Origin of the sequence: Actinomadura rupiterrae, assembly GCF_024172125.1 — a bacterium.
Classification (GTDB): domain Bacteria; phylum Actinomycetota; class Actinomycetes; order Streptosporangiales; family Streptosporangiaceae; genus Spirillospora; species Spirillospora rupiterrae.
This window is the reverse complement of sequence record NZ_JAMZEA010000020.1, coordinates 65,132-85,865: the sequence shown is the minus strand read 5'-3', so window position 1 is coordinate 85,865 and position 20,734 is coordinate 65,132. Positions and strand designations below refer to the sequence as shown.

The following is a 20,734-nucleotide window of genomic DNA, read 5'->3' as shown; positions in this document are numbered from 1 at the left end:
CCCTTGGGATCAGGGACGGCTCAAGGAACTTCAGCTCTCGACTGTTGTCCGGTCCACCCCATTCGCGCAACCGGAACGCCGTTCTCGCTGCCGTTTCTTAACCTGGGCCGGGGGGACAAACTATCCAATCTCAGGAAATTTCGCGGCCTTGCCCCTGGCCGGTGGCGGCGTCCTCCGCGTCCCGGCGCGTCCGGTTCCCGGGCCGGGTCCTACCATCGGCCCCATGACTTACGTGGGTGCGCTGGACGACGACAAGCCCGAGATCCACCCGGACGCCTGGATCGCGCCCGGCGCGGTCGTGGTCGGGCGCGTCCGGCTCGGCCGCGCGTCGAGCGTCTGGTACGGCTCGGTGCTGCGCGGCGACGACGAGGAGATCGTCGTCGGTGACGAATGCAACATCCAGGACCTGAGCTGCCTGCACGCCGACCCGGGCCTGCCCGCCGTCCTGGAGGACCGGGTCAGCCTGGGCCACAAGGCCATGGTGCACGGCGCGCACGTCGAGACCGGCTCGCTCATCGGCATCGGCGCGATCGTCCTGAACGGCGCCCGCATCGGCGCGCACACCCTGGTCGCGGCGGGCGCGGTGGTCACGCCGGGCAAGAGGATCCCGTCCGGCGTGCTGGTCGCGGGCACGCCCGCAAAGATCGTCCGCGAGCTGACCGACGACGACCGCGCCGTCCTGGAGTACACCCCGGACGTCTACATGAAAAAGGCCGAACGCCACGCAAAGGCCACCTGGCAGAAGTAGCACCGCCCGATACCAGGTGCGTTCGGCCCCACGTGCTCGGGCACGCATATCACGCGCGGTCGGACGCGGGTACCACGTGCGTTCGGGTTCCGGTAGCGGACGGGTACGGGGCGTCGAATGCGTGCGGGTACGGGCATCGGCGGCCCGGATGACCGAAAGAACCCGACTACGATGACGGCGTGGTGTGGGGACCGGGACGAGGGAGCGGCCCGCCGCCCGGGCAGGATCCGTTCGCCGCGGCCGAGCGGGACACCAGGGCGATGGTGGCCGCGGCGTGGTGGCAGTCGGCGCCGCCGCAGCAGCGCCAGCACGCCATCGCCGGGCGCATGCTCGCCCTCCCGGACGGCACCTGGTGGCTGTTCGGGGCGTGGGCGCGCTGGTACCGGCTCCAGCCCTCGGACGGCCAGTGGTACCTGTGCCCGCCGCCGCACGCGCCCGCCGTCCGCGCGGGCGCCCGTCCCGCCCAGTACGCGGGCCAGCAGGCGCCGCAGCTGCCGCCGCACGTGGTCCCGGCCGGGCCCGACTTCTCCTACGATCCGCCCGCCGCGCTGACGTTCGTCCGGCGCGGGTTCGCGTCCGAGCTGACCGGGCGGATGCGCAGCACGCTGGCGTCCGCCGCCGTGCTCGCGCCCGAGGAGTACCCGCACGACGGCAAGCTCGTTACAGCGCAGACGCCGTCCACGGTCGCCGCGTCCTACGGCGTGATGCTGTGGTGCGCGGCCGCGCCCGCGTTCGACTCGCGGTACGACGCGCAGATGGCCGGCCTGTGGAAGCGGTACCGCGCGACCCCGCTGCCGGACGTGGACGGCCCGCGCTGGCTCACCCCGCCGCCGCTGTCGCAGCTCGTCGGCCTCTACGCCGAGCGCCTGCGCGCCGGACGCGTCGACTCCGCCGTCGTCGTCCTGCGGACGATCTGGGCGACCGCGAGCGCGCTGCGCGACGACCCGCGCTTCCAGGCCCGCGCGGACGCGCTGCTCGCGATGGCGGGCGCGACGCTCGGCAACCCGACCGTGGACTACGGCGCGCTGCCCTACGGGGACGAGGCGATCGTCCAGCAGTGGCTGACGCGGTGCCCGCCGCACCTGGTGCCCGCGCTGCGCACCGAGAGCTCGCCGGGCGACAGCTTCCGGCACGCGTTCTACACCTTCGCCGAGGCCGTCGCCGACATCACCGGCGACGCGTCCGACCCGGCGTACATCGAGCCGCGCATGGTCGCCGCGGCGCTGCTCGCCGCCGACCTCGCCGTTGTGCGCGAGGACGTGGCCGCCGCGATCGTCCCGTGGCTCGACCCGGAGATCCGGTACACGGTGCAGGCCGTGATGAGCCGCGCCGGGCACCCGCTGCGGCGCCTCTGGCCGGACGACCTGACCCTCGCCGAGCCGCTCCGGTCGGCGGTCGCCGCGTCCGGGGAGGGCGCGGACACCCTGCTCGCCGCGATGTACGAGCTGGACCTCGCCTGGTGCCGCCTGGCCGGGGGCATGCCCGCCCGGCCGCGCGGCTTCCCGACGCCGAACGCGATCGTCGCGGGCATCATCGGCCCCGAGCGGACGCGCGCGACCTCCCGCACGAGCACCGGCTTCGCCGTGCCCAAGCCGAACGCGCACGCGCAGCCCCCGTCGCCGTACGGGATGCCCGTCCAGCCCGCGCAGCCGGGACGGCCTCCGCAGCCGCCCGCCCCTCCCGGAGGCATGCCGGGAGCGCCCGGAGCCGCCGGCGGCATGGTCGGGGCTCCCGGAGGCCTCGCGGGAGCCGTTGGAGGCGTGCCGGGAGCCGCGGTGCCACCGCCCGGCGCCGGTGAAGCGCCCCAGCCCTACGGGCAGCCCGCCTCGCCCGGCGCGCCTGGCGCGTTCGGGCAGCCGCCGGCCGGTGCTCCGGCCGGATTCGGCCAACCCGCGCCTCCGCCCGGGCAGCCTTACGTCCAGCCTCCGGCCAATCCGGACCAGCCGTTCGTCCAGCCGCCCGCGCAGGCCGACCGCGCGTTCGGCCAGCCCGCTCCGCCGCCGTCCGACCCGCAGTACGGCCCGCCGGGCCCGGCCGCCCCGCCCGCGCCGAAACCCGCGTCCGGCTCGAAGGACGACCAGGAGGGCTTCGCGCCGCCCTACACGGCGCTCGGCTACCAGCCCTCGCCAGGCCCCGCCGCCCCGGGCCCGGGCGCGCCGCCTCCGGGCCAGGGCGTCCCGCCAGCCGGGCAATACGGGCAGCTCGCCGGGCCGCCGGGCGCGGAGCATGGCGCGCCCGCGGCGTTCAACCAATACGGCGCGCACGATGACGCCGACGCGTCGACCAAGCCCGATGGCGGCTCGTCCAAGAAGGACGACAAGCACGACGAGCTGCACCCGCCGTACACGGCGCTCGGCTACGCGCCGTCCGGCTCAGCGGGCCCCCGCCCACCGATCCCGCCGAACGCCCCGGGCCAGCCGCCTGGGCCCGGTCAGGCGCCCGAGCACGCGCGCGACCCCTTCTCCTCGTACGAGCAGGGCATGCCCAGGGCCTCGGACTACCCCGACGCCCCGGCCTACCCGGGCCAGCCCAACCCCTACGGCCCGCCGAACGCGCCTGGGCAGAACACGCCCGGCGGGCCCGGGCAGAACGCGCCTGGGCAGAACCCGAACGCCGCGCCTCTCGACCCCCACGCGACGCGGTTCGTCGATCCCGACGCCCAGCCCGCGGGACCGCCCGCACGACCGCATCACCAGGGCCCACCGCCGGGATCACCCCTCGGGCCGCCTGACCAGGGCGCCGGGCCGCCGCGCACGCGCGTCCTGGGGCCGGACGACACGTCCTCCGGCCCGCCCAAGAAGCCCGATCCGCCCGGGACGCGGGTGATGTCGGAGACAATGATCGGCGGGTTCGACTTCCTGGACCAGACGCCGTCGCCCGAGCGTCCCGTCCACGAGATCCCGCCGCCGAGCGACCGCACCGAGCGGCGCGTCCTGGAGCGGTACGGGATCGGGTTCGTCTCCGGTGCGCAGGACGCCGGGGAGCTGCTGGACGCCGTCCGCGAGCAGACCGAGCAGTTCACCGCGGTGCGCTCGGCCGACGAGGACGCGACCCGGGTGGACGCGGCGTCCGGCATCCGCAGCGGGGTGCCGAGCGTGCTGCTGGTCGGCGCGCCGCACACCGGGCAGCGGCGGCTCGCGCGGATGATTGCCCTGACGCTGGCCGAGGCCGGCCTCGGCGACGGGACGATCCGGGCGCACGACGCCGACGACGTGCGCGAGTCGGCGGCACCCTCGTCCACCGGCGCGCCGCCGAAGACGGTCGTGGACGGCGTCGCCCCGCCGACCGCGGCGGAGCTGATGAAGCAGGTGCTCGGCCAGCGCGGCCCGGCGATCCTGTTCGAGCGGCTCGACGCGGCGCTGTTCGGCGCGTCCGACGCGAAGGCGTTCGTGACGGCGGTGCGGCGCGCGCGGCGCGACCCGGCGACCGACACCGCGATGATCGCGACCTGCGAGCCGTCGGCGTACAAGCGGATGCTCGCCGACCACCCGCGGCTGGTCGAGACGTTCCGGGTGTACCGGCTGCCCGACCTGTCCGATCCGGAGAACCGGATGACGCTGCTGCACCTGCTCGCGGACGAGCGGCGCGTCACGGTCGGCGGCGCCGCGCTGGAGACCGCCCGCGAGGACCTGAACCGCCTGCGCGGCCCCGGTGACCTGGTGAACGCGCGCCTGGTCGAGACCTACCTGGACACCGCGTGCCAGCGGCACCTGGAGCGGGCGGGCGCCTCGCGCGACCGGCTCGTCCTGGACGGCCAGGACCTGCACGGCATCGCCGAGGGCCTGGAACCGGCGCTGCGCCCGCCCGGCGACATCGACGGCTACCTGCGGCAGCTGGACGCGCTGCGCGGCCTGGACAACGTGAAGCACACCGTGCGCGAGCTGGTCGAGGAGGCCCGCGTCGCCGCCGACCGGGCGCGGTACGGCGTGACCGAGCACCGGCCGCTGCACCTCATCCTGTCCGGCCCGCACGGCACCGGGAAGGCGACGGTCGCCGGGCTGGTCGGCGGGATCTTCGCCGCGCTCGGCGTGCTCGGCTCGGGACACGTGGTCGCGTGCCGTCCCGTCCACCTGACCGGGCGCGACCGGCACGACACCGAGGCGCGGGTGCGCGGCATGGTCGACCAGGCGGTCGGCGGCGTGCTGCTCGTGCAGGAGGCGCACCTGCTCGACCGCGTCCCCGAGGTGGTGGACGAGCTGCGCGCGGTGCTGCGCCGCGACGGGCACCGGCTGCTGGTGGTCTGCGCCGGCCTGCCGGACGAGCTGCACGGCTTCCTCGCCGGCAACCCCGACTTCCGGGACGCGTTCGGCGAGGTCATGGAGTTCGAGGGGCTCGGCGAGCGGGAGCTGGTCGGGCTGTTCCAGTCCTACGCCGAGCGCGACCTCTACATGCTGGACGAGGAGCTGCGCGTCGAGCTGCTCGGCCGGTTCGAGCAGATGCGCGGCGACCCCGCCTTCGCGTACGCGCGGACCGTCCGGGAGCTGTTCGAGGCGACGATCGCCCGGCAGGCGGCGCGGCTCGCGGGCGCGGACGTCGACGCGTCCACGGTCGCGCGGCTCACCGTCGGCGACCTTCCCGAGTCGCACCTCCAGCAGATGATGGGCGGCCTCCACGAGGGCTACTGACCGCCCGCCGGGCAGCCCCCGCGACGGCCCGGCGAGGAGCCCCGCGACCGCCCGCCGCCGAGTCCCCGCGACCACTCGCGGAGGAGCTCTGCGAGGGCCGCTGACCACCCGTCAAGGAAGGGTCAAAACCGTCCGAACTGGGCGGTTGACGCGCGCGGCGGATCCGCCTGACCCGGGTGGGCCGGGTCCGCATCATCCGCCCGGACCAGGGAAGGTAACGGCGGGGAGTGGTTCCCGAATGGCCCTCTTGGGTCATGCGTCCCGACGGGCCGGGACCGTACCCTTGACGTGGGCAGTGGGTGCGGCCCGTCCCTGCGGGGAGACGGTGTCCCCGCGTGTGGCGGACGCGAATCGCAACCAGGAGGTGGACGCGATGCGCCAGCAGAACCTCGACCTGCGCGTCCATGACCGGGTCGCACTGGACGAAATCGAACTCTACGCCGAGATGCTGAGCGCGGTGGCGGCGGCCGAGAAGCCGCTGACGCTCGCCGAAATCGACTCGGTGCTGGGGGTCCGGTCTGACCGCGAACCCGGTCTTCGCGAGCTGTCGTCACGCGATTAGCGGCGGCTCGTCGGCAGGCCGACCGGTGCCGGGACGTCCCAGCGGACGCCCGGCACCCGCTTTTACCACCGGTGCCCCCTACCCGGCGCGCCGCCGTGCGCGAGGCACTTCCGCCCCACCTGTAACGAATATCACTCCGCGTCCCGGATCACGCTCGGTAGCGGGACGCAAGGCCGCCACATCCGCCTGGACAGGGCTGTGTGTCGCGGGTGTGCATGTCGTGATCTAGGGCAACCTTGTAGGTGAGAGGATGGGGGACGGCGGTCGAAGCTGGGGCGAAAGTTCTTTTTACGGCCGGTTGCGCCTACGATCCTCAGCGGACTGTTCCGGCATCTCAGGAGAACGACGTGCGCTTGCGTCTCACGCCGCGTGAGGACAGCTTCTACGACATGTTCGCCGACTCGGCGAACAACCTGGTCACCGGCGCCAGGCTGCTCGTGGAGCTCATCAGCGACGGCACTGACCGGGAAGCGATCGCAGAGAAGATGCGCGCCTGCGAGCACGCGGGCGACGAGGCGACCCACGCGATCATGCGGCGGCTGAACGAAACGTTCATCACGCCGTTCGACCGCGAGGACATCTACAAGCTCGCGTCCCAGATCGACGACGTCATGGACGAGATGGAGGAGGCCGCCGACCTCGTCGTGCTCTACAAGATCGACGAGTTCCCGAAGGAGATCGTGCACCAGGTCGAGGTCCTGGAGCGCGCCGCCGAGCTGACCGCCGAGGCGATGCCGCGGCTGCGCTCGATGAAGGAGCTCAACGAGTACTGGATCGAGATCAACCGGCTGGAGAACGAGGGCGACCGGGTCTACCGCAAGCTTCTGGCCAAGCTGTTCTCGGGCGACTACGACACGCTCACCGTGCTGAAGCTCAAGCAGGTCATCGACCGGCTGGAGGAGGCGGCCGACGCCTTCGAGCACGTCGCGAACACGGTCGAGACCATCGCGGTCAAGGAATCATGAGCACGTCCGGCGATCCGGGCGCGGTCCTCACGAGGGACTCCGCGCCCGGCGAGGACCCGACGCTGGCCGAACAGGTCCGCAGGGGTCCGCACCGCTTCTGGTACGCGCTGCCCATCGGGCTGCTGGTCGTCATCCTGCTCGGCGTGACGGGGGTGCGGGCGGAGTCGCAGATCGCGATGCTGCTGCTCGTCATCCTGGTCTCGCTGGTCTTCGACTACACCAACGGCTTCCACGACGCCGCCAACGCCATCGCCACGGCGATCTCGACGCGCGCCCTCACACCGCGCGTCGCGCTGCTGATGGCGGCCGTGATGAACATGGTCGGCGCGCTGCTCGGCGTCCAGGTGGCCAAGACGGTCAGCGAGGTGATCACCCCGCCGACGGGGCTGCACGGGCTGACCGTGGTCGCGGCGGGCGTGATCGGCGCGATCGCGTGGAACCTGATCACCTGGTACTTCGGCCTGCCGTCGTCGTCCTCGCACGCGCTGATCGGCGGCGTGGTCGGCGCGGGGCTCGCCTCGGCGTCCTCGGTCGCCTGGGCCAAGGTGGTCGACAAGGTCGCCATCCCGATGGTGGTCTCGCCGATCGTCGGGTTCGTCGCCGCGTACTGCGTGATGCTGGCCATCCTGTGGATCTTCCGGAAGAAGAACCCGAGCAAGGTCGGCCGGCGGTTCCGCATCGCGCAGACCCTGTCCGCCGCGTCCCTCGCGCTCGGGCACGGCCTGCAGGACGCGCAGAAGACGATGGGCATCATCGTCCTCGCGCTGGTCACCACGGGCCACTCCAGCGGCAAGGGCGTCCCGTGGTGGGTCATCGTGCTGTGCGCGGGCGCGCTGTCGGCGGGCACGTACGCGGGCGGCTGGCGCATCATGCGCACGCTCGGCCGCAAGGTCATCGAGGTCGACCCGCCGAAGGGGTTCGCCGCCGAGGCGACCGCCTCGGTCATCCTGTACCTGACCGCCTACATCTGGCACGCTCCAATCTCGACCACGCACACCATCACCGCCTCGATCATGGGCGTCGGCTCCACCAAGCGGCTGTCGGCCGTGCGCTGGGGCATCGCGGGCAACATCGTGGTCGCCTGGGTGCTGACCATGCCCGCCGCGGCGGTCGTGGCCGCGGTCGTCTACTACCTCGTCCACTTCTTCGGAGCCTGACCCCCGGCCAGTACCCCCGCCAGGACTCCTGAACGGACGACGCGAAGCGAAGAGGGCCGCCCCCGGTGGGGACGGCCCTCGACTCGTTTCTGCGGAGCCTTCAGCCGCTTACTTGCCGGAGATGCGGTCCAGCGCCGGGGGCGCGATGGGGGAGTGCGAGCCGAAGTAGCTCACCAGCGCGTCCAGGTCGATCGGGCCGAGCACCTGGTCCTTGCCCTGGGTGAAGGTGGTGAAGCCGTCACCGCCGCCGAGCAGGAAGTTGTTCGCTGCGATGCGGTACGAGGCGGCCGGGTCCACGGCCTTGCCGTCGATGGTGATGTTCGAGACGCGGTCGCCGATCGCCTTGCTGCGGTCGATGGTGAAGTGCAGGCCGGACGAGGGCTGCAGGATCTTCTCGCCCGCGCTCGTCCACTGCTGCTCCAGCAGGTCGTCGACCTGCTTGCCGGTCAGCGTGGTCACGCCGGTGACGTTGCTGAACGGCTGGACGGCGAACGCGTCGCCGTAGGTGACCGTCCCGCCGTCCTTGTAGACCAGCTCGGTGCGGACGCCGCCGGGGTTGGTGACGGCGACCTGCGCGCCCTTGTCCTTGACGGCTTCGAGCTGCGCGTCGGCGATCACGTCGCCGAGCGGCGTCTCGCCGGAGGGGCTCGGGTCGCGCTTGAGGTCGGCGGTGATCGTGCCGATCTTCTTGTTGGCGACCGGCGCGACCCGCTCCTTCCAGGTCTCGACGAACTTCTCGGTGTCGGGGTCCGGCGGGACGTCGCGGGTGACGACGTGGTTCACGGCCTTCACCGACGTCCGGACGATGTCGTCGTGCCGCCTGTCCACCTGGAAGTCGACCTGCGAGATGATCCGGCCGAAGGACGAGCCGGACGAGAACAGACGCGGCTGCCCGTTCGGGTCCTTCACCGTGCAGATGTACTGCTGGTGGGTGTGGCCGGACAGGACCATGTCGATGTCCGGGTCGGCCTGGGTGGCGATGCGCGTGCCCGCGTCCGGCACCACGCCGCAGTCGTTCGGCTTCGAGCCCTTGACGACCTGGTCGCCCTCGTGGACGAGCAGCACCATCGCGTGCACGCCGCGCTTGCGCAGCTCGCGCGCGGACCGGTTCGCGGAGGCGACCTCGTCGTCGAACTTCAGGCCCTTGACGCCGTCGGCGGTGACGATGCCCGGCGTGGTCTTGGTGACGACGCCGATGAAGCCGATCCGGACGCCGTTGATCTTCCGGATCGTCCACGGCTTGATCGCGGGCTTGTTCGTCTTCTCCTTCAGGACGTTCGCCCCGAGGTAGTCGAACTTGGCGCCCTTCCACGGTCCGGCCGGGGAGCAGCCGTCGACCGGGTGGCAGCCGCCGTTCTGGATGCGGAGCAGCTCGTTCAGGCCCTCGTCGAACTCGTGGTTGCCGACCGCCGAGGCGGTCAGGCCGATGTTCCCCATGAACTCCACGGACGGCTCGTCGTGGTAGGCCGCCGAGATCAGCGGGGACGCCCCGATGAGGTCGCCTTGCGCGACCTTCAGGGTGTTGCGGTCGGTGAGCCGCTTCATGTGCGTGGCGATGTAGGCCGCGCCGCCCGCCGGGACGGTGTTGCCGTTGTCGTCGATGGCGTTCCCGGAGTTGCCGACCGGGGGCTCCAGGTTGCCGTGGAAGTCGTTGAGCGCGAGCAGCCGCACCGGCACGGTCCTGCCGTGGTGGTGGTGCGAGGGGGCGGCCCCGGCGGGCTGCGCCGCGAGCGCGGTCACCGCGACCGCGGCGGTCACCGCGGCCAGTGTGAGACGAGGTCGGATCATGGCAGGGAACCTAACGGCCCGCCGCGTCGCGATCCACACGACCCAATGACGGTTTCGTGACGTTTTGCCTGACCGGACCGCCTGCGGCTGGTCCGGGACGTTCCGGGACGCGCACCCCGCGGCAACCGGTCATCCGATATCTATCCAGCAATTACTGGCAATGAGCCAGTGATCACTGTAAAGATCACTCCCATGATCGTTCTGGGCTGCGTCCTGGTCGCGGGCGCCCTGCTCCTGCGCACGTTCCTGCACCGCCGCCGCCTCACCGCGCTGACCCGCCTACCGGCCGCCTCGCCCCCGGCCGCCTCGCCCCCGGCCGCCTCGCCCCCGGCCGCCTCGCCCCCGGCCGCCTCGCCCCCGGCCGCCTCGTCCCCGGACGCCTCGTCCCCGGACGGCTCGTCCCCGGACGGCTCGTCCCCGGACGGCGCGGTTGCGCGCGGCGCGGATCCGGACGCCTGGGGGTTCCGGCTGGCGACGGCGTCCGGGGTTTCCGTCCCGGATGGGGTCAGGGCGGCGGCCGAGGCGCACGCGCGCCGGAATGATCTCGGGGTGGTCGATCTCGTCCCCGGCGATCTCCAGTTCGCGGAGGCCCTGGACCTGGCGCGGGCGGTGGACGCGGCGGCGCTGCGCCGTCCGGGGCCGTGCCTCGGGCGGGGAGCCGGGTACGCGCTGCTGCTCTCCGACGATCTCGTCCGGCGCCTCGAACCGGCCCGGCTCGCCGACCTCGAAGCGGGGGAGATGGCCGAGCTGACCGTCCGCGCCCGCCAGTTCGCCGACCGCGCCGATGTCGTCGTCGCGTCGCTGCCGTCCCGGCGCGATCTGGGTGGGCGGCGGACGTGGCTGACGGCGCTCTGCCTGACCGTCCCGCCGCACCTGGCCGTGCCGATCGGCGTGGCGCGTTCGGCTACCGGCTGGCTGCTGGTCGCCGCCTGCCTGGTGTTCGACCTGGGCTGGGGCCTGATGCCGCTGGCCGCGTACTGCGCCGTCCCGTACGTCCTCACGCTGGGGACCGGACTGCGTCCGCGCGACCGGGCCCGTGCCGCTTGGGCGCGTCCGCTGCACGTCCCCTGGACGTGGTGGAGGACCCTGCGCGCACCCAGCACCGAGTGGGAACGGCACCGCATCGAACTCCGGGAGAAATCGCGCGCCTGGCATCGCGCGCGCACGAGCATCGACATGTTCGAGGAGCGCCGCCCGGACTGCCCGTGGTGCGGCTCGTCCCGGCTGCGCGAGCACCTCGTCACGCGCGACACGGTGATGGTCAAGCCGGGACGGTTCGTCCTGGAACGCTGCGACGACTGCGGCCACATCTTCCAGAACCCGCGCCTCAACCCGGACGGGCTCGACTTCTACTACCGGGACGTCTACGACGGCCTGAACGCGAGCAGCACCGAGCACATCTTCAGCGGCCAGACCGCCTGGTACCGGGACCGCGCCGAACTCGTCGCCGCGCACGCGACGCCCGCGACCTGGCTGGACGTCGGCGCCGGCCACGGCCACTTCTGCGCGACGGCTGCGGAGACGCTGCCGGACACCGTGTTCGACGGCCTCGACCTGTCCGCCGGGATCGAGGAGGCGGCGCGCCGCCGCTGGGTGCGCCGGGCCGTCCGCGGCGAGTTCCGCGCCGCCGCGTCCGAGCTGGGCGGACGCTACGACGCCGTCTCGATGAACCACTACCTGGAGCACACCTCCGACCCGGCCGCCGAGCTGGACGCCGCCGTGGCCGTCCTCGCGCCCGGCGGGCACCTGCTGATCGAGCTCCCGGACCCCGAGTCGTGGGTCGGGCGCGTCCTGCGCGGCTACTGGATCGCCTGGCTGCCGCCGCAGCACCTCAACATGATCCCGATGGGCAACCTGGCGTCCGCCCTCGAAGCGCGCGGCCTGGAGATCGTCGCGACCGAGCGCAGGGGAGTGCGCGAGGAACCCGACTTCACCACGGCCGCGCTGCTGCTCGCGAACGTCCTCGGGCCCGATCCGCACCGTCCGTGGGCCACCTCCGGCCACCCGGGACGGCACGCCCGGCGCGCCTTCGCCTACGCGGCCGTCCTGCCGCTGGTCGTCCTCGCCGCGGTCACCGACCTGATCGTCCGCGTGGTCAGGCCGGGCAACAGCAATGCCTACCGCGTACTCGCCCGCAAACCGCACGCCTCCGGCACATAAACTGTGATCATGGACGAGATCGTCGCGTTGGTGGAGGCCGCAACCGAGGCGGACGGCGTGGCGCCGCTCTCCGAGCACGCCATGCTCGCGCTCAAGGCCGGACGGCTGGGGCTGACCGTCCGGGAGGCCGGCGGGGTCGTCGGCTACGCCCACCTCGACCCCGCCACCGACGAGGAGCCCGCGTCCGGCGAGCTGGTCGTCCACCCCGAGGCGCGCCGCCGCGGCCACGGCCACGAGCTGCTGCGCGGCCTCCGGGAGAAGGCGGACGGCCCGCTGCGCGTCTGGGCCCACGGCGACCTGCGCACCGCCGCGCTCCTCGCCGAGTCCGAGGGGATGGTCCGCAGCCGCGTCCTGTTCCAGATGCGCCGCTCGGCCGACGACCCCATGACCGAGCCGACCGTCCCGGACGGCGTCACCCTCCGCCCCTTCGAGGTCGGCCGCGACGAGCAGGCCTGGCTGGACGTCAACGCCCGCGCCTTCGCCCACCACCCCGAGCAGGGCCAGTGGACCATGGACGACCTGCGCGCCCGCGAGGACGAGCCCTGGTTCGACCCCGAGGGCTTCTTCCTCGCCGAGCGCGACGGCCGGCTGATCGGCTTCCACTGGACGAAGATCCACCCGGACGGCCTGGGCGAGGTCTACGTCGTCGGCGTCGACCCGTCCGCGCAGGGCATCGGCCTGGGCCGCACCCTGACCCTGACCGGCCTGCACCACCTCCGCGACCGCGGCGTCCCCGCGATCCTGCTCTACGTGGACGAGGACAACCCCGGCGCCGTCCACCTCTACGACTCCCTCGGCTTCGCCCGCTACTCCGTGGACGTCATGTACTCGACCCCTTGAGGCGAGATGTACTCCACCCCTTGAGGCGAGCGGAGCGCCCCTTGAGAATCGGGGGATGCTCCTCGCCTACCTCGGAATCTGCCTGCTGATCACCGTCACCCCCGGCCTGGACACCGCCGTGGTCATCCGCGGCACGCTCAAGGGCGGCGCCCGAGCGGGACTGAGGACCGCCGCGGGCTGCGCGCTCGGCCTCTTCGTCCACGCGACCGGCGTCGCGGTCGGCCTGGCCGGCGTCCTGCTGCGCAGTGCCGTCGCATTCGAGGCGGTGAAGCTGGCCGGGGCGGCGTTCCTCGTCTACCTGGGCGCGCGCACGCTCTGGGCCGTCCGGCATGGGCGGGCGGACGAGCAGGACGACGACGCGCCTGCCCGCTTCGCCAGGTTCCGGTCACCCTTCGTCCAGGGACTCCTGACGAACCTGACCAACCCGAAGGCGACGCTCGTCTTCCTGGCCACGCTGCCGCAGTTCGTCCCCAGCGGGCATCCGGCGCAGGCCGTCCCGGTGGCGCTGGGGCTGGCCTTGATCGCCGTCCTGTTCAGCCTCAGCGGGCTGAGCCTGGTCGCGGTGGCCGTGGGACGCGTCCGGCACCTGCTGGCTTCGCCGCGGGTGCGGCGCGTCCAGGAGGCCGTGCTCGGGGGCACCCTCGTGGGGCTCGGCCTGCGCGTCGCGGCGGAGTGATCGAACCGCGGGGCGGACTGACGGATTCTGTCGGGCGGGGGTTGTCACCCGTGGCGCGTCCGGATCGGTCGGCTGCAGGTGGTTTTAGTGGGATATGCGGAGGTAAGGGACGGACGGGCGGACCGCCGGAACCCCGGCGCCACAGGGGGTGACCTGGGGTGTTAACCGGGTGTCCATGGTGTGTCGGGGCATTCTTCCCGGTTGTTGAAGTTTGAGTTCATCCTTCGTTCACCTGGATCGGGGTGTCCGGACACTTCGCCCGCATAGCTTCACACTCGACGGTGAGCCCACTACCTGGACAAACGTCCAACATCCTCCGGTCGGGACACCGCTGACGAAGCTATAGAGGAGACCTTGCGGTGAAGAACGGTTCTCGGCTGGCCACCCTGGGCGGTGTCGTCGTCGCCGGTGCCCTGGCCCTCAGCGCCTGTGGCAGCGACAACAACTCCGGCTCCAGCGCGAGCGAGGCCCCCAAGGGCAACATCGACTGCGCCAAGGGCACGGTCAACGCCGCCGGTTCGAGCGCGCAGAAGAACGCGGTCGAGGAGTGGAGCAAGCTCTTCGCGGCCAAGTGCGCCGGCGCGAACCTCAACTACAACCCGGCGGGGTCCGGCGCGGGCATCGCGTCCTTCAACTCCGGCCAGGTCTCGTTCGCCGGCTCGGACTCGGCCCTCAAGCCGCCGGAGGCGGCCGCCGCGCAGAAGCGCTGCCAGGGCTCCCCGGCGCTGAACCTGCCGATGGTCGTCGGCCCGATCGGGGTCGTCTACAACGTGGACGGCGCCGACTCGCTGAAGCTGTCCCCCGAGACCCTCGCGGGCATCTTCGCCGGCAAGATCAAGACCTGGAACGACCCGGCGATCGCCAAGGAGAACGCGGGCGCCAAGCTGTCCGGGCCGATCAAGCCGATCTACCGCGCGGACGAGTCCGGCACCACCGAGAACTTCACCAAGTACCTCAAGGCCACCGCCCCCGGCGCGTGGACCTGGGAGCCGGCCAAGAAGTGGCCGAACGGCGTCGGCCAGGGCGCGACCAAGTCCGACGGCGTGTCCGCCCAGGTGAAGAGCACCAAGGGCGCGATCTCCTACGTCGAGCTGTCCTTCGCGACCAACAACAGCCTGAAGACCGCCGACATCAAGAACGGCGCCGGCGAGTACACCAAGCTGTCCCCCGAGACCGCCTCCAAGGCCGTCGCGGGCGCCAAGGTCGTCGGCACCGGCAACGACGTCGCGCTGAAGATCGACTACACCACCAAGGAGCCGGGCGCCTACCCGATCGTCCTGGTGACCTACGAGATCGCCTGCGAGAAGGGCCTGCCGGCCGAGCAGTCGAAGTTCGTGAAGTCGTTCCTGACCTACACCTCCAGCGCGGACGGTCAGAAGATCCTCACCAACCTGGGCTACGCGCCGCTGCCCGACAGCGTGCTCACCAAGGTCCAGGGTTCCGTGAAGGCGCTGTCCTGACCCCCGAGGACCCTCGTCCAGCCAGCCCCCTCGCCGCCGGGTACGACGGCCAGGGGGCCGGCCCCGGTTCACCCCCCGGTCCCACCGACCGGCCGGCACGGCCGAACCACCCCACCCCACCCGGTTCACCGCACGTTCCCACCCCACCAGGAGGGTCCCCCGTGAGCACCCAGTCCGGCGTCGACGCCGCGGTAGGCGCCCGGCACCGCGCAGACACCCGGCGGCTGAGCACCGGCCGGACCGGCGACAGGATCTTCGCCGGAGCCGCCCGCGGCTCCGGGATCCTGGTGCTGGCGATCATGGCCGCGATCGCGGTCTTCCTGATCTGGAAGGCGATCCCGGCGCTCCAGGACAACAAGGCGAACTTCATCACCTCGCAGGACTGGAACCCGAACGCGACGCCGCCGAAGTTCGGCATCGCGCAGCTGGCGTTCGGCACGGTCATGTCCGCCGGGCTGTCCCTGGTCATGGCCACCCCGGTCGCCATCGCGATCGCGCTGTTCATCGCGTACTACTCGCCGCGCAAGATCGCGTCCGGGCTCGGCTACGTGGTGGACCTGCTCGCGGCCGTCCCGTCGATCGTGTACGGCCTGTGGGGCCTGCGCGTCCTCGCCCCGCACATGGACGGGATCAGCAGGTTCCTGAACGACGTGCTCGGCTGGATCCCGTTCTTCGGCGGCGACAGCCCCGGCAAGAACTCGATCTTCACCGCCTCGGTGGTGCTGGCGATCATGATCCTGCCGATCATCTCGTCCATCTCCCGCGAGGTCTTCCTGCAGGTCCCGCGCGCGAACGTGGAGGCGGCGCTCGCCCTCGGCGCGACCCGCTGGGAGATGATCCGGCTGGCGGTGCTGCCGTACGGCCAGTCCGGCGTGATCGGCGCGTCCATGCTCGGCCTCGGCCGCGCGATGGGCGAGACCATCGCGGTCGCGATGGTGCTGACCTTCGTGCCGGGCATCAACATCCACCTGCTGGAGGACGGCGGCAGCACCTTCGCCGCCAACATCGCCAAGAGCTTCGGCGAGGCGTCCCCGACCGGGCGCGGCGCGCTGATCGCCTCCGGCCTCGTGCTCTTCGTGATCACCCTCGTCGTCAACATGGCGGCCCGGGCGGTCGTGGCCCGCCGCAAGGAGTTCGTGTGAGCACCCCGTCGACCTCGCTGGGTTCGGTCTCGGCGTCCCGCAAGATCAAGGACCGGCTCGTCCAGGGCCTGGTCTACCTGGCGTTCGCGCTCGCGGTGATCCCGCTCGTCTCGCTGCTCTGGACGGTCGTCAAGCACGGCACGGCCCGGTTCGACGCGACCTTCTTCAGCCACTCCATGAACGGCGTGGCGGGCCGGGACGCGGGCGGCGGCGCCTACCACGCGATCATCGGGACCCTGGAGCAGGTGCTGATCGCCAGCGTCATCTCCGTCCCGCTCGGCGTGCTCACCGCCGTCTACCTGGTGGAGTACGGCCGCCGCGGCCGCCTCTCCAAGGTGATCAGCTTCTTCGTGGACGTCATGACCGGCATCCCGTCCATCGTCGCGGGGCTGTTCATCCTCGCGATGTGGATGCTGACGCTCGGCATCGGCAAGCAGGGCCAGGGCTTCGCGGGCTCGCTGGCGCTGTCCATCCTGATGGTCCCCACGGTCATCCGGGCGACGGAGGAGATGCTCAAGCTCGTCCCGAACGACCTGCGCGAGGCGTCCTACGCGCTCGGTGTGCCGCGCTGGCGGACGATCTGCTTCGTCATCCTGCCGACCGCGCTGCCCGGCATCCTCACCGGCGTCATGCTGGCCGTCGCCCGCGTGATGGGCGAGACCGCCCCGCTGCTGCTGACGATCGCGGTCACCAAGGCGATCAACACCAACCCGTTCAGCGGGCCGCAGTCGTCGCTGCCGACCTTCATCTGGGACCAGGCGGGCGACCCGAACCAGCACGCCATCGACCGCGCCTGGTCGGCCGCGCTGGTGCTGATCCTGATCATCATGCTGTTCAACCTGGCGGCGCGTCTGATCGCCCGCGCGTACAAGCCGACCGGACGCTAGTTCACCGGACGCCAGTTCAACCGAGGAGTACGAAGTCTCATGGCCAAGCGGATCGAAGTCTCGGGGCTGCACGCCTACTACGGCGGCACCCACGCCATCGAGGACATCTCGATGACGGTCGAGCCGCGCTCGGTGACCGCGTTCATCGGCCCGTCCGGCTGCGGCAAGTCGACCTTCCTGCGCACCCTGAACCGGATGCACGAGGTCATCCCCGGCGCCCGCGTCGAGGGCAAGGTGATGCTCGACGACGACGACCTGTACGCCCCGTCGGTCGACCCGGTCGCCGTGCGCCGCACCGTCGGCATGGTCTTCCAGCGCCCCAACCCGTTCCCGACGATGTCGATCTACGACAACGTCGCCGCCGGGCTGAAGCTGAACGGCGTCCGCCGCAAGTCCCAGCTGGACGACATCGTCGAGGACTCCCTCAAGGGCGCCAACCTCTGGGAAGAGGTCAAGGACCGCCTCGGCAAGCCCGGCGCGGGCCTGTCCGGCGGCCAGCAGCAGCGCCTCTGCATCGCCCGCGCGATCGCCGTCCAGCCCCAGGTCCTGCTGATGGACGAGCCCTGCTCGGCGCTCGACCCGATCTCCACCCTCGCCATCGAGGACCTGATCGCCAAGCTGAAGAACCAGTACACGATCGTCATCGTCACCCACAACATGCAGCAGGCCGCCCGCGTCAGCGACCGGACCGCCTTCTTCAACATCGCCGGCACCGGCAGGCCCGGCAAGCTCATCGAGATCGACGACACCTCGAAGATCTTCACCAACCCCGAGCAGAAGGCCACCGAGGACTACATCACCGGCCGCTTCGGCTGATCCCCCGCCCCCCTGGCCCCGCTGGGCGAGAGCCGCCGTCTCAGGCGTCCTGGGACGGCGGGGACGACGCGCCGCCCGTTGCCTCAAGGGCGAGCCGGACCACCAGCGCGCCCGGAGCGTTCGTGCGGGTCAGTGGTCGATGGAGTCGTAGACGCAGGCGGCGTCGGCTTGGCCGCCGGAGACGGTCGCGGACTTGACGAGCCTGCCGTCCACGGTGATCCGGCAGGTCACCGAGCCGCCGTTCTGGCGGTTGCGGACGATCACCTGGACGACGTCCAGGCCGCTCAGGTCGGCCGTGGCCTGCCTGCGCCAGGGGAGCGCGGCGTCGGGGGCCTGGCTGGTCGTGCTGCCGAAGGCGTAGGTGATGTCGGCGGACGTCGCGCCGCCCGATCCGCTGCCTTCCAGGATGATCGCGATGCGGCGGTTCTTGGCCGCCTCCTGGGTCTTGATCCCGACGAGCATCCCGCCGGCAGCGCCCACCACGCCCAGGACGCCGAGGACGATGCCCGCGACGGCCAGCCCCCGGCCCGCCTGGCCCGTCCGCCTGATCCGGAAAAGGGCCGTGATGCCCAGCAGGATCGCGAGCACGCTGCCCGCGCCGCACAGCCACAGGACGCTCAGCACCAGCGCCAGGACCGCCGGCACGCTCATCCCGGGGGCCCGGCCCTCGGCGGGCTCGGCTGGCGGGTTCTGCGCGGGCATCGGAAGACCTCCGGAGGACGACCTGGGGAGGTACCCGGATCATGCCCTCTGACCTGGCGATCCATGCCGCGGCGCGGGAATGTCGGAGGGCCTGGTTACGGTGGTCGCACCTTGACGAGGGAGCGTGCGGCCATGGGACGGGACGGGGAACTGGCGGAGCGCGTCCGGGCGGCGCTGGCCGGGCGGGACGACGTCCGCGAGGTCCGCATGTTCGGCGGCCTGTCCTTCATGGTCGCGGAGAAGCTGGCCGTTTCCGCTAACCCGGCCGGGCGCCTCCTCGTCCGCTGCGACCCGGGCCGGGTGGACGACCTGCTCGCCGAGGACGGCGCCCGCTGGGCCGAGATGCGCGGCAAACCCATGGGCAAGGGCTGGATCACGGTCGACGCGTCCGGCGTCGCGTCCGACCGGGCCCTGGCCTCATGGATCGAGGAAGCCCTCGCCTACAACGCGAAGGCCAGGGCGGCAGGCGAAAGCTAGATAGGCGAGAAGGGAGTGATGCCGACCCACAACTGAACACGGATCAGCCACGCCCGCAACGGCCGCGCCCGCAATGGCCGCGCCCGGATTAGCTGCGCCCGCAATGGCCGCGCTCGGACCGGCTGCGTCTGCAACGGCCGCGCCCGGACCGGCTGCGGCCGGATCAGTCGCGCTCGGACCGGCCGCGCCCGGATCAGTCGCGCTCGGAACGGTCGCTGGTCAGGTGCGGGCTGGGGTCTTCTCCTCGGCTTCGCCTGGGCGGTGGTCGGGGACGAAGCGGTAGCCGACGTTGCGGACGGTGCCGATGAGCGACTCGTACTCGGCGCCCAGCTTGGCGCGGAGGCGCCGGACGTGGACGTCCACGGTGCGGGTGCCGCCGAAGTAGTCGTAGCCCCAGACCTCCTGGAGCAGCTGGGCGCGGGTGAAGACGCGGCCCGGGTGCTGGGCGAGGTACTTCAGGAGCTCGAACTCCTTGAAGGTCAGGTCCAGGACGCGGCCGCGCAGGCGGGCCGTGTAGGTGGCCTCGTCGATGGTCAGCTCGCCGCTGCGGATCTCGCCCGGGACGTCCTCGGCCTCGGCGACGGCGGCGCGGCCGATCGCCAGGCGCAGCCGCGCCTCGACCTCGGCGGGCCCGGCGGTCTGCAGGAGCACGTCGTCCAGGCCCCACTCGGGGGTGAGCGCGGCGAGGCCGCCCTCGGTGACGACGGCGACCAGCGGGCAGTCGAGCCCGGTGGTGCGCAGCAGCCGGCACAGGCTCTTGGCCTGGACGAGGTCGCGGCGCGCGTCCACGACGACGATGTCGGCGGGTGGCGCGTCGATCAGCGCTGATCCCTCGGCCGGCGCGACGCGCACCGGGTGCAGCAGCAGCCCCAGCGCGGGCAGGATCTCGTCGGACGGTTCCAACGCGTTGGTCAGCAGGAGCAAGCTGCTCAAGTGCCGCCTCCTCGCCCTAAAAAGAGGTCGAGACCCGGACGGCTCGCCTGCGAGCCCCAGTACGTGACCGGTGCTCGTCGTGCGAGCTCCCTGGCCACGTCGCCCGGATCCCTTCAGCTCTGAGCATATACAACGGCTTGTGAACGGCAACGCCCGGTGCGGTGAGTGCCGGGTTTCTGGCAGGGTGACGGGCATGGCGAAGGGAACGATCCGGTATTGGGCGGCGGCGAAGGCGGCGGCGGGTGCCGCGGACGAGCCGTACGACGCGAGGACCCTCGCCGAAGCGCTCGAAACCGCCCGCCGGGCAAGGGACGGCGAGTTTGCGCGCGTCGTCTCCCGCAGCTCGTTCCTGATCGACGGCGACCCGGTCGGCACCCGTCCGCACGAGGACGTGGAACTCCCCGAGAACGGGGTGGTCGAGGTGCTGCCCCCCTTTGCCGGAGGGTGACCGAACTCACGGCTCCCCACCACCGTCCGTGACCGTCCCCTGGCACCATCACTGACCGCTTCCGGCCGCCGGCCGGGGCACGCATGACGGCTGCCGGGCCGGGCACGCGCGACGGCTGCCGGGCCGGGCACGCGCGACGGCTGCCGGGCCGGGCACGCGCGACGGCTGCCGGGCCGGGCACGCGCGACGGCCGCCGGGCCGGGCACGCGCGACGGCTGCCGGGCCGGGCACGCATGACGGCCGCCGGGCCGGGCACGCATGACGGCCGCCGGGCCGGGCACGCATGACGGCCGCCGGGCCGGGCACGCATGACGGCCGCCGCATCGGGGAGGCCGGACGAAGGGCACA

Annotated in this window: 17 protein-coding genes; 14 read left to right on the top strand and 3 right to left on the bottom strand. The window is 72.2% G+C overall.

Annotated features, from left to right (window positions below; translation table 11 throughout):
* The first annotated feature begins 223 nt into the window (after positions 1-223).
* The 5 genes from FHU30_RS44645 (at position 224) to FHU30_RS44625 (ending at position 8,057) form a co-directional block, all read left to right on the top strand.
* The gene (locus FHU30_RS44645) at positions 224-748 is read left to right on the top strand and encodes a gamma carbonic anhydrase family protein (RefSeq protein WP_253883796.1); all 525 of its coding nucleotides are present in this window, start codon (positions 224-226) and stop codon (positions 746-748) included.
* A 179-nt stretch (positions 749-927) separates the two neighbouring features.
* Positions 928-5,373 (top strand): ATP-binding protein, encoded by a 4,446-nt coding sequence (locus FHU30_RS47530; RefSeq protein WP_253883795.1) that lies wholly within the window; start codon positions 928-930, stop codon positions 5,371-5,373.
* A gap of 373 nt (positions 5,374-5,746) precedes the next feature.
* Positions 5,747-5,935: a hypothetical protein gene (locus FHU30_RS44635; protein ID WP_253883794.1), complete on the top strand. Its 189-nt coding sequence runs from the start codon at positions 5,747-5,749 to the stop codon at positions 5,933-5,935.
* A gap of 347 nt (positions 5,936-6,282) precedes the next feature.
* A complete protein-coding gene (locus FHU30_RS44630) occupies positions 6,283-6,900 on the top strand; it encodes a DUF47 domain-containing protein (RefSeq protein ID WP_253883793.1) in 618 nt (205 codons plus the stop codon).
* The gene (locus tag FHU30_RS44625; RefSeq protein WP_372504072.1) at positions 6,897-8,057 is read left to right on the top strand and encodes an inorganic phosphate transporter; all 1,161 of its coding nucleotides are present in this window, start codon (positions 6,897-6,899) and stop codon (positions 8,055-8,057) included. The genes FHU30_RS44630 and FHU30_RS44625 overlap by 4 nt, the downstream gene beginning before the upstream one ends.
* A 108-nt stretch (positions 8,058-8,165) precedes the next feature.
* On the opposite strand, the gene FHU30_RS44620 is transcribed toward FHU30_RS44625, so the two are convergent.
* Complete coding sequence (locus FHU30_RS44620) at positions 8,166-9,845, bottom strand: bifunctional metallophosphatase/5'-nucleotidase (protein WP_253883792.1); 1,680 nt, start codon at positions 9,843-9,845, stop codon at positions 8,166-8,168.
* A 192-nt stretch (positions 9,846-10,037) separates the two neighbouring features.
* On the opposite strand from FHU30_RS44620, the gene FHU30_RS44615 reads away from it, so the two are divergent.
* From FHU30_RS44615 to pstB, 7 genes are all read left to right on the top strand, one after another.
* Entirely contained in the window at positions 10,038-12,005 is a 1,968-nt protein-coding gene (locus FHU30_RS44615) for a class I SAM-dependent methyltransferase (protein ID WP_253883791.1), read from the top strand.
* 9 nt (positions 12,006-12,014) lie between these two features.
* A complete protein-coding gene (mshD, locus tag FHU30_RS44610; protein WP_253883790.1) occupies positions 12,015-12,845 on the top strand; it encodes a mycothiol synthase in 831 nt (276 codons plus the stop codon).
* A gap of 55 nt (positions 12,846-12,900) precedes the next feature.
* Positions 12,901-13,521, top strand: coding sequence for a LysE family translocator (locus FHU30_RS44605; RefSeq protein ID WP_253883789.1), 621 nt, complete (start codon positions 12,901-12,903; stop codon positions 13,519-13,521).
* A gap of 359 nt (positions 13,522-13,880) precedes the next feature.
* Positions 13,881-14,981, top strand: coding sequence for a phosphate ABC transporter substrate-binding protein PstS (gene pstS, locus FHU30_RS44600; protein ID WP_253883788.1), 1,101 nt, complete (start codon positions 13,881-13,883; stop codon positions 14,979-14,981).
* A 224-nt stretch (positions 14,982-15,205) separates the two neighbouring features.
* The gene (pstC, locus tag FHU30_RS44595) at positions 15,206-16,123 is read left to right on the top strand and encodes a phosphate ABC transporter permease subunit PstC (RefSeq protein WP_301324547.1); all 918 of its coding nucleotides are present in this window, start codon (positions 15,206-15,208) and stop codon (positions 16,121-16,123) included.
* Positions 16,120-17,010 (top strand): phosphate ABC transporter permease PstA, encoded by an 891-nt coding sequence (gene pstA / locus FHU30_RS44590; RefSeq protein WP_253883787.1) that lies wholly within the window; start codon positions 16,120-16,122, stop codon positions 17,008-17,010. Before pstC ends, pstA begins: the two co-directional genes overlap by 4 nt.
* Positions 17,011-17,049: 39 nt before the next feature.
* Entirely contained in the window at positions 17,050-17,826 is a 777-nt protein-coding gene (gene pstB, locus FHU30_RS44585) for a phosphate ABC transporter ATP-binding protein PstB (RefSeq protein WP_253883786.1), read from the top strand.
* 129 nt (positions 17,827-17,955) lie between these two features.
* On the opposite strand, the gene FHU30_RS44580 is transcribed toward pstB, so the two are convergent.
* Positions 17,956-18,528, bottom strand: coding sequence for an MmpS family transport accessory protein (locus FHU30_RS44580; protein WP_253883785.1), 573 nt, complete (start codon positions 18,526-18,528; stop codon positions 17,956-17,958).
* 132 nt (positions 18,529-18,660) lie between these two features.
* Between FHU30_RS44580 and FHU30_RS44575 the strand changes: the two genes are divergently transcribed.
* Positions 18,661-19,005 carry a TfoX/Sxy family protein gene (locus FHU30_RS44575; RefSeq protein ID WP_253883784.1) on the top strand — a complete coding sequence of 115 codons (345 nt, stop codon included), beginning with the start codon at positions 18,661-18,663 and terminating at the stop codon, positions 19,003-19,005.
* A gap of 219 nt (positions 19,006-19,224) precedes the next feature.
* On the opposite strand, the gene FHU30_RS44570 is transcribed toward FHU30_RS44575, so the two are convergent.
* Positions 19,225-19,938 carry a winged helix-turn-helix transcriptional regulator gene (locus FHU30_RS44570; RefSeq protein WP_253883783.1) on the bottom strand — a complete coding sequence of 238 codons (714 nt, stop codon included), beginning with the start codon at positions 19,936-19,938 and terminating at the stop codon, positions 19,225-19,227.
* Positions 19,939-20,131: 193 nt separating this feature from the next.
* Here FHU30_RS44570 and FHU30_RS44565 point away from each other — a divergent pair, with 193 nt between their 5' ends.
* Positions 20,132-20,386 (top strand): MoaD/ThiS family protein, encoded by a 255-nt coding sequence (locus FHU30_RS44565; RefSeq protein WP_253883782.1) that lies wholly within the window; start codon positions 20,132-20,134, stop codon positions 20,384-20,386.
* The last annotated feature ends 348 nt before the right edge of the window (positions 20,387-20,734 follow it).

Coding starts and splice junctions, on each gene's coding strand:
- FHU30_RS44645 (WP_253883796.1), top strand. CDS start 224: ATGACTTACGTGGGTGCGCTGGACGACGACAAGCCCGAGATCCACCCG.
- FHU30_RS44635 (WP_253883794.1), top strand. CDS start 5,747: ATGCGCCAGCAGAACCTCGACCTGCGCGTCCATGACCGGGTCGCACTG.
- FHU30_RS44625 (WP_372504072.1), top strand. CDS start 6,897: ATGAGCACGTCCGGCGATCCGGGCGCGGTCCTCACGAGGGACTCCGCG.
- FHU30_RS44620 (WP_253883792.1), bottom strand. CDS start 9,845: ATGATCCGACCTCGTCTCACACTGGCCGCGGTGACCGCCGCGGTCGCG.
- FHU30_RS44615 (WP_253883791.1), top strand. CDS start 10,038: ATGATCGTTCTGGGCTGCGTCCTGGTCGCGGGCGCCCTGCTCCTGCGC.
- mshD (WP_253883790.1), top strand. CDS start 12,015: ATGGACGAGATCGTCGCGTTGGTGGAGGCCGCAACCGAGGCGGACGGC.
- FHU30_RS44605 (WP_253883789.1), top strand. CDS start 12,901: ATGCTCCTCGCCTACCTCGGAATCTGCCTGCTGATCACCGTCACCCCC.
- pstB (WP_253883786.1), top strand. CDS start 17,050: ATGGCCAAGCGGATCGAAGTCTCGGGGCTGCACGCCTACTACGGCGGC.
- FHU30_RS44580 (WP_253883785.1), bottom strand. CDS start 18,528: ATGCCCGCGCAGAACCCGCCAGCCGAGCCCGCCGAGGGCCGGGCCCCC.
- FHU30_RS44575 (WP_253883784.1), top strand. CDS start 18,661: ATGGGACGGGACGGGGAACTGGCGGAGCGCGTCCGGGCGGCGCTGGCC.
- FHU30_RS44565 (WP_253883782.1), top strand. CDS start 20,132: ATGGCGAAGGGAACGATCCGGTATTGGGCGGCGGCGAAGGCGGCGGCG.